General features: G+C 70.6%; 7 protein-coding genes. 2 read left to right on the top strand and 5 right to left on the bottom strand.

Annotation, left to right across the window (positions count from 1 at the left end):
• Positions 1-117 precede the first annotated feature (117 nt).
• Genes ACVMYR_RS32945 through ACVMYR_RS32925 form a run of 5 tightly spaced genes read right to left on the bottom strand, consistent with a single transcriptional unit; the run spans position 118 to position 5002 of the window.
• On the bottom strand, positions 118-756 hold the full coding sequence (locus ACVMYR_RS32945) for a ThuA domain-containing protein (RefSeq protein ID WP_043968218.1): 639 nt from the start codon (positions 754-756) through the stop codon (positions 118-120).
• Complete coding sequence (locus ACVMYR_RS32940; RefSeq protein WP_396788009.1) at positions 753-1502, bottom strand: alpha/beta fold hydrolase; 750 nt, start codon at positions 1500-1502, stop codon at positions 753-755. The genes ACVMYR_RS32945 and ACVMYR_RS32940 overlap by 4 nt, the downstream gene beginning before the upstream one ends.
• 48 nt (positions 1503-1550) lie before the next feature.
• Positions 1551-3095, bottom strand: a complete 1545-nt coding sequence (locus tag ACVMYR_RS32935; RefSeq protein WP_457123679.1) for a DUF3502 domain-containing protein — start codon at positions 3093-3095, stop codon at positions 1551-1553.
• A 36-nt stretch (positions 3096-3131) separates the two neighbouring features.
• A complete protein-coding gene (locus ACVMYR_RS32930; RefSeq protein WP_052503946.1) occupies positions 3132-4067 on the bottom strand; it encodes a carbohydrate ABC transporter permease in 936 nt (311 codons plus the stop codon).
• A complete protein-coding gene (locus tag ACVMYR_RS32925; protein WP_043968211.1) occupies positions 4064-5002 on the bottom strand; it encodes an ABC transporter permease in 939 nt (312 codons plus the stop codon). Before ACVMYR_RS32925 ends, ACVMYR_RS32930 begins: the two co-directional genes overlap by 4 nt.
• A gap of 396 nt (positions 5003-5398) precedes the next feature.
• On the opposite strand from ACVMYR_RS32925, the gene ACVMYR_RS32920 reads away from it, so the two are divergent.
• Together ACVMYR_RS32920 and ACVMYR_RS32915 are read left to right on the top strand one after the other, a co-directional pair.
• A complete protein-coding gene (locus ACVMYR_RS32920) occupies positions 5399-6391 on the top strand; it encodes a hydroxyacid dehydrogenase (protein WP_396788006.1) in 993 nt (330 codons plus the stop codon).
• Between the two features lie 78 nt (positions 6392-6469).
• On the top strand, positions 6470-7535 hold a 1066-nt coding region (locus tag ACVMYR_RS32915; RefSeq protein ID WP_457123678.1), incomplete at its 3' end, for a LacI family DNA-binding transcriptional regulator.

Here is a 7535-nt window from a genome sequence, read left to right as displayed (position 1 = left end):
ATCTCGCTCCCTCCCCCGGACCGTCGCCACCGGGCTGGCCGTTCCCGCCCCGGCGACGTGTTCGATGCCTGTGCTTCCACGCATCGAAAACCGTACCCACTCGCGCGCGGCGTCGGGCTACCTGGCCCGGGCCACCCACCGCAGCGCGCCGGCCAGATGCGCGCGGAACTCCGGTTCCGCGTAGGACTCGACCGTGTGGCCGAGCGCCGTGTAGAAGGACCGCCCGCCGCACCGCTCGTGGCACCAGGCGAGCGGGTGGTCACCACCCATCGTGCCGCCCCGGTAGGTCGACTCGTCGGCCCGCAACAGCACCCGGGCGTCCGGGCGGGACCGGAAGTCGTACCACTCGTCGACCCGCTCCCAGGTGGTCGGCAGGTGGGCCGTCGCCGGGTGCCGGGGCTCGGCCACCGTGATCCTCGCGGGCTGGACCGGTGGGTGCCGGTCGAACCAGGCACCGACCAGTTCGCGGTAGAACGCCCACCCGTACTCGGTGGCCGCGGCCGAGTGCACGCCCAGGAAGCCGCCCCCGCCGCGCACGTACGCCTCGAACGCGGTCCGGCCGGCGTCGGTGAGCACGTCGCCGTTGGTGTTGAGGAAGACCACGGCGGCGAACCGGGCCAGGTTGTCGGGGGTGAAGGCGGCCGGGTCCTCGGTGTTCTCCGCTGCGTCGTGCAGCTCCCGCATCGTCCGCACCCCGGCGGGAATCGAGTCGTGCCGGAATCCGGTGGTGCGGGTGAACAGCAGGATCCTGGTCATCGGTGCAGCCAGTCGGTGATCAGACGGCTTGTGCGGTCGGGGTGTTCGAGGTGCAGGAAATGGCCGGTGCCCGGCCACACCACCACCCGCGAGCCGGGCGGAGCGGGCTGGGCCGCCTCCCACCGGGCGGGCTCGGCCAGCGAGCGCAGGCACAACACCGGTTGGGTACGTCGGCGCAGGTACGCCTCGGTGGCCGGCCGGTGCCCGAACGCTCCCGGGTCGGTGTACAGGCCGGCGTAGCAGGCGGCGAGCACCGGACCGGGGGTGGCGAGCATCTGCTCGGGCACCCCCGGCGGCAGCGGGACGGCCGGATCGAGCGCGGCCCGGGCGCCCCCGGCACGGATTCGGGCCAGGCGGTCGTGGAAGGAGGCCGCCTCCTCGTCGTCGGCGCCGTATGCGGGATCGATCACCACGAGGGCGGAGACCAGCGCCGGATGCTCGACGGCGAGGGCGGTGACGACCTGCGCGCCCATCGAGTGGCCGACGGCCACCACCGGCCCGATGCCCAGCCGGGTGAGCAGTCGGGCCAGGTCACCGGCGAGGTCGGGGGGCCGGTAGCCGTCCGGCGGCGCCGGGGACCGGCCGTGGCCACGCAGGTCCACGGCGACGGTGCGGTGCCCCGGGAACCGGATCGGGTCCCACACCCGCAGGTCGCCGCCCCATCCGTGGACGAGCAGCAGGGTCGGCTCCCCCGCCCCGGTGTCCCGGTGGTGCAGGGCGGGCAGGTCGCGTTCGGTGTCCGGCATCTTCGTCCGTCCGTGAGGTGACGTCGGTGAACTCGGTGGTGACGGTGCTCAGGCGTTCTTGGCCAGGTAGGCGTCGGCCTGCTTCTCCATCTCCGCCAGGAGCTTGTCCACCCCGGCCGCCGCCGCAGCCTTCTTGAGCTTGTCGAGCTGGGGGTCGACGTCGACCACGCCGTAGTACAGCGGGTTGGCGTACTGGGTGATGACGGTGGTCATCGCGGCGATCTGCTGCTCGACCGGCTTGTTGTCGGGGACGAACGACGCGAACGGGTCGACGGTGAAGTTGTCGTAGTCCTGGGCCCAGCTGAACACCCGCTCCTCGGATTCGGTCATGTAGGAGGCCTTGCGTTCGAGGCTGGCCCGCCAGGAGACCGCGTAGCCGGGGAAGCTGGAGTACTGGGTGAGCGCCTCGAAGCGGTCCTCGCCGACCGGCTTCCAGTCGGTGCCCTCGATGCCGTACTCGAGCAGGTCGTGGTTCTCCTTGACCGACACCCAGTCCTGGAGCCGCATGGCGTTGCCGACATTCCCCCCGTTGGCGTTGACCACGACGAGGTTGTCCGCCTGGAAGGTCTGGTTGGGCTTGGCGTTCAGGCCCTTGCCGTACGGGATGACGTCGGCGACCATCGCCCCCGGGACCGCCTTGGTCAGCGCCGGCATCACGTTGCTGGTCGTGCCGTCGGTCATCGCCCAGGTCGCCGCGTACTTGCCGGCCGCCCACTGGCTCTTGACGGTGTCCACGTCGGCGTTGGTGGCGTCCTTGTTGATGATGCCGTCGAGGTAGTAGCGACGGATGCGGCGCATCGCGTCGAGGACGCCGGGATCGTCCCAGAACGGCACCGGACGGCTGGCCCGAGTCTGGGCGGCGTCCTTGGCGAAGACGAAGAACATGCCCCGACCGGTGAACGCGCGGGCGATGGTGTGCGGATCCTGCCAGGACTGGACGTTGAACATTCCGGCCGGGTACGGCACCACGCCCAGGTATCCGCTGGCGGAGTTGTGCCCGTACGGGATGGTCCCGCCGCCGCGCTGCTTGACGGCGTAGAAGAACCGTTCGAGGGTGTCGTAGTCGGTGATCTCACCGAAGCCCAGCTTGTCGGCGAGATCCTGCCGGACGGCGAAGTGCTGGCACCGGCCGGCGCTGTTGACCTGCGGGATCCCCCACAGCCTGCCGTCCCACCGGTTGGCCTTGATGAGCCGGTCGTCCAGGGTGGCACGCAGGTTCTGGTGCTTGTCGACCTCGGCGGTCAGGTCGGCGAGCGCACCGTCCTGCTGGAGCTGGGCCATGTTCAGCCAGAGCGCCTGCAGGGCGGTGTCGAACGTCTCGCCCGAGGTGAACTTGAGCAGGGCCTGCTGCTGGTAGTTCTGCCAGTTGATGAACTGCACGTCCAGGCTCAGCCCGGTGTCGGCCTTCAGCTTCTCGTTGACCTTCCGGCTGACCGCCTCCCAGCCGGGTGGCACGGTGCCAGGGACGAGGATCCGGACGGTGTCGGAACTCGCTGCGGAGTCGTCTCCGCAGCCGGCCATGGCGAGCAGCGCGGCGACGCCGGCCCCTCCGGTGAGGCCGAGGAAGCCTCGGCGGGTGAGCGGGTGGGACATGGGGCTTCTCCTTGGGGTGGGGGTGGGGGTGGGGGGTCAGCCCTTCGTGGCGCCGAGGGTGAGGCCCTTGACGAAGTAGCGTTGGGCGAAGGGGTAGGCGAGGATGATCGGCCCGATGGTGACCACGGTGAGGGCCAGCCGCAGCTGGTAGACGGGCACCACCGGGGCGCTGCCGCCGGGCAGCACGGTCGCGTTGGTGACGTTGGCGATGAGGTTCTGCAGCAGCAGTTGCAGCGGGTACTTGTCCGGGTCCGAGATGAACAGGATCGCCATGAACCACTCGTTCCAGTAGGTCACGGCGTAGAACAGCGCGATCACGGCGAGGATGGGTTTGGCCAACGGCAGCACGATCCGGAAGAAGATCCGCAGTTCACCGGCCCCGTCGACGTGGGCGGACTCCATGATCTCGGTGGGGATCTGCTGGAAGAAGGCGACCGTGATGAACACCAGGAAGGGCATCATCAGGTGCGGCAGGATCACCGCGAACCAGCTGTCGCGCAGGTGCAGGACCTGTGTGACGAGCAGGTAGATCGGCACCAGGCCGCCACTGAACAGCATCGGCAGGTAGGTGAAGGCGGTCAGCGGCCGGCTCACCGGCCGCAGCCGGCGGGCGATTACCCAGGCCAGGCCGGCGGTGCAGGCCACCGACAGCACCGTGCCGACCCCGGTGATGAACAGCGTCGCCAGGTACGCGCGGCCGATGGCCCGGCCGCTGAACAGCTGCGCGTACGCGTCGACCGAGAACGGGTCGGGCAGCAGGCTGTAGCCCCGCAGGGACAACACGCTCTCGTCGGTGAACGACCCGGCGACGATCATCCACAGCGGGACCAGACAGAACAGGGCGAAGAGAGTCACCGTCAAGTAGCTGACGACGGTGAACGGCTCGACGGTGCGGCGCCGGTGCCGGGCCGCCCTCGCGGGCGGCGCGGCGGGCGAGGTCGGGAGTTGGCTGGGCATGGTCGCGGTGCTCACAGCAGGCTGCTCTCTCGTGCGTACCGGCGTTGGATGATCAGGGCTGCGGTGACGAAGACCAGGCCGACGAGGCCCTGGAACAGGCCCACGGCGGCGGTGGTGCCGAAGTCGCCCAGGCTACGCAGGGCGCGGAACACGTAGGTGTCGATCACGTCGGTCGTCGAGAACAGCACCCCGTTGTCTCCGACGATCGCGTAGATGGTCGCGAAGTCGCCGTAGAAGATGCGGCCGATACCGAGCACGAGCAGGACCGCGGCGGTTGGCCGCAGCAGCGGCACCGTGATGGAGAAGGCCATCCGGGCACGGCTCGCGCCGTCGATGACACCGGCCTCGTACACGTCCGGGGAGATCGCGGTGATCGCCGCCAGGAAGATCACCGACAGGTAGCCGCCGAGCTGCCAGACCTTGACCACGGTCAGGATCCAGGGCCATGCTCCGGGTTCGGTGTACCAGCTGACCTCGGGCAGGTGCAGGACGCTGAGCGCGTCGTTGAGCGCACCGCCCTCGCCACCGACGCCGGCCAGCAGCACCTGGAGCATGACGCTGATGACGATCGGCGAGACGAAGTACGGGAAGAAGACCACCGACTGGGCGACCCGTTTGAACAGGTGCAACCGGATCTCGTTGAGCATGAGTGCCAGCAGCAGTCCCCAGGCCAGCGTGGCGGCCAGGAACAGCCCGTTGAGGAACAGGGTGTTGAAGACGATCCGTGGGGCGTCCCCGGTCTCGAAGAAGTACCGGAAGTTGGCCAGCCCGTTCCACGGGCTGCCGAAGATGCCCTCCCGGATGTTGAAGTCCTTGAAGGCGACCACCAGCCCCGCCATCGGCAGATAGGCGAAGACCGCGAAGTAGCAGACACCGGGGGCGGCGAGCAGGAGCAGGGCCCAGCGCCCGAGCCGCCCGCCCGGCGGGCGGCGGGGTGGGGAGGCGCTCACGACCGGGCCTCCGGGCCGGGGGTCCTCGGGTGCCGGCGGGCGCCGGAGGCATTCGGCACGGCCCCGGTCGGCGGCGGGTGGGCACCGGCGGTACGTCTGCGCAGCGGGGTCATCGGACGACTCCTTCGGCGGACTGGTGGGTCACGTCCCCTCAAGGGGTTGGCATTGCCGGCGTGGCCCGAGAGTCGAGTAGAAAACGTTCTCCAGAGGCTAGGACTGGAAGACGGAGAAGGCAAGGGCTCGTTACGAGCACGTTGCCGGCCGGCTTGGCCGCTCGTCGCATCGCCGCACGTCCAGGCATTCCACGGCAAGGGCGGCGCTCGCCTTGACCGGACGCCCGCAGAGCCCATACCGTAGAGAACGATTTCCTGAGATAGCACGAGTGGGGGACCGTCCGTGACCGAACGCCCGACGGCGCTGTACGCCATGAGCCCGGTGCACCTGCCGCTGCTGTTCCCCACCCCCGTCCGGCGCCGGATCACCGCGCTCGTGGACATCGACGCCGACCTGGCGGTGGACCGGTTCGACGACCCGCGGGCCGCAGACCGGCTACGCGACCTCGAAGTGCTCATCACCGGCTGGGGGTGCCCCCCGCTGGACGACGCCTTCCTGGCCGCCGCGCCGAAGCTGCGCGCCGTCCTGCACGCTGCGGGCAGCATCAAGCCGCACGTCACGGACGGTGTGTGGGAACGCGGGATCACCGTCTGCTCGGCCGCCGAGGCGAACGCGACCCCGGTCGCCGAGTACACGACCGCGATGGTCCTGCTGGCCGGCAAGGGCGTGTTCGCCCTGCACGACCGCTACCACGCGGCACGCACGTTCACCGTGGCGCAGATCGCGCCCTCCGTCGGCAACTTCGGCCGCCGGGTGGGCATCGTCGGAGCCTCCCGCACCGGCCGTCAGGTGATCCGGCTGCTGCGCCGGCACGACCTTCGGCTGTGTCTGTACGACCCCTACGCCACCGTGTCGGGCGTGCCGAACGTGCCGCTGGAGGAACTGCTGGCCACCAGCGACATCGTGAGCCTGCACGCGCCGGCCACACCGGAGACCCACCACCTGCTCGACCGTCGTCGCCTGGCGCTCCTGCGCGACGGCGCCGTCCTGATCAACACGGCCCGTGGGGTGCTGGTGGACACGCCTGCGCTGGTCGACGAGCTGACCACCGGCCGGATCTCGGCCGTCCTCGACGTCACCGACCCCGAGCCGCTGCCCGCCGACTCACCGCTGTTCGACCTGCCCAACGTGTTCCTCACTCCGCACGTGGCCGGCTCGCACGGCAACGAGTTGGCCCGGATGGGCAGCCACATCGCCGACGAGCTCGAGCGGCTGCTCACCGGGCGACCCCTGCGCTACCAGGTCCGTCAGCACGAGCTGCTCCGGGCCGCATGATGGCCCGCCACGTCGGTCGGGCCCCGCACCGCCCTGCCGTAGCATCCAGCCATGCGACCTGGCGCCGGTGATTCCGACATGAGCCCACGAGCCACGGTCAAGGACGTCGCCGCCCGCGCCGGGGTGTCCCCGGCGACGGTCTCCCGGGTACTGGCCGGCGACTACCCGGTCTCGGCCGCCACGCGCGCCCGGGTCCAGCGCGCGGTCCGCGACCTGGACTACGTCGCCAACGCCCAGGCCCGCGCGCTCAAGGGCGCGGGCCCCGGCATGATCGCATTCGTCATGGAGGACGTCACCGGCCCCTCGTTCGCCTATGTCGCCAAGGGAGTCGAGCAGCAGGCCACCGCCGAGGGGCGGCTGTGCCTGATCTGCGTCACCGACGGTGATCCGGCCCGGGAGCTGACGGTCGTCGAGGCGATGCGAGAGCAGCGCGCCGAGGCGGTCATCCTGGTCGGCGGCGGGTTCCTCGACGAGGAACACCGGCAGCGCATGATCCATTTCGCGCACGCGCTGGACAAGGCGGGTTCCCGTCTCGTCCTGTGCGGGCGGCCGCCCCTCGGCGACGGCGTGCCGGCCACCGTCGTGGAGTACGACAACGAGGGTGGCGCCTACGCCATGACCAGCCACCTGCTGTCCCAGGGGCACCGCCGGATCGTCTACCTCGGCAACGTCCAGCCCAACCACACCACCAGCCTGGACCGCGTCAAGGGCTTCACCCGGGCACACGAGGCGTTCGGGGTGCCGCTCGACCCCACGCTGATCGTCCCCGGCGAGTTCAGCCAGGCGTTCGGCCAGGCGGCCACCCGACGGCTGCTCGGCCTGGGCGTCGACTTCACCGCCATCTTCGCCGCCACCGACATGGTCGCCGCCGGCGTGCTGCGGGCGCTCCGCGAGGCCGGGGTCCGCGTCCCGCAGGACGTCTCCGTCGTCGGCTACGACGACATTCCGCTGTCGATCAACGTCACGCCGGCGCTCACCACGGTGCGGATCCCCACCGAGGAACTCGGCCGCACCGCGGTCCGGCTCGCCCTACGCCCCACCGAGCCGCAGCACGTCGTGCTGGGCACCCACATCGTGGTCCGCGAATCGGTCGCCCCGCTGGTCGCTCCCGGCCCCCTCGGCCCGGTCGCCGCCGCCGACCAGC

This window comes from Micromonospora sp. PTRAS2 (assembly GCF_054052245.1).
The sequence above is the reverse complement of the archived record's forward strand: the minus strand, read 5'-3'. Positions and strand labels throughout refer to the sequence as shown.